Source organism: Paenibacillus sp. P4_E11 (assembly GCF_056401635.1).
Window position 1 is genome coordinate 1 of record NZ_JBFUIX010000535.1, and the last position, 1,117, is coordinate 1,117.

The following is a 1,117-nucleotide window of genomic DNA, read 5'->3' on the forward strand; positions in this document are numbered from 1 at the left end:
AAATTTACGGAGGAGGGGAGTATCACGATTCGGGCCGAGGTTAAGGACGGAATGGCGATCATCGTAGTGTCAGATACCGGCATCGGCATGGACGAGGAAACCCAACGCCGAATATTCTACCCTTATGAACAAGGGGACTCCAGCATGACAGCGATCGGCGGCGGGTTGGGACTCGGTTTGAGCATCTCCAAACAATTGATTGAATTACATGGTGGTACTCTCGATGTCAGCTCTATCCCTGGTTCAGGTTCTGAGTTCACCTTTACCCTGCCGTTGTCCGACCCATCCCCTCAGCCTTATGGAGAGGAACGACTCATCGACGATCCCAGCATAATGACTGGGACCGATATGTCAGCAGCCACCGTACAGATGGAGGAGGATACACCAGAACCAGGTTCCATGTACACGCTCGATCGGCCGAACATCTTGGTCGTAGACGATGATCCTGTTAATTTGACGGTCCTAGTCAATATCCTTTCCTTGAAGCACTACGATATTGTGACGGTTGCAAGCGGTTCAGAGGCTCTGTCACTCCTGGATACAAGAATATGGGATCTAGTTATTACGGATGTCATGATGCCGCATATGTCCGGATTTGAACTGTCGCGCACCATTCGAGAGCTGTATCCGATCTCTGAGCTTCCCATCCTACTCCTGACCGCTCGCAGCAGAGCTGAAGATATTGAGACCGGATTTATCTCAGGTGCGAACGACTACATCACGAAACCGATGGATGCCAAGGAACTGAGGTCCCGAGTGCAGSCTCTCACCGAAATGAGAAAATCCGTACGCGAACGACTGCGTATGGAAGCCGCTTGGCTGCAAGCACAGATTCAACMTCATTTTATATTCAACACCTTGAATTCGGTTGCCGCTCTGAGCTTGATCGATCCAGATCGGATGCGCATGCTACTGAAAGTATTTGGCGAATATTTGCAAGCAAGCTTCGACTTTCAGAACTCAGAGCGATTCGTCTCGCTGGAACATGAGCTTGGCCTTGTTCGTTCATACTTGTTTATTGAAAAGGAACGTTTCGCGGAAAGACTGAATATTACCTGGGATGTAGACGTAACCACTACAATCCAGATCCCTCCGCTAACGATCCAGCCTATAGTGG

General features: G+C 49.8%; 1 protein-coding gene. It reads left to right on the forward strand.

The window, feature by feature from the left end; translation table 11 throughout:
• On the forward strand, positions 1-1,117 hold a 1,117-nt coding region (locus AC1DWB_RS35810), incomplete at both ends, for a response regulator (RefSeq protein WP_477545816.1).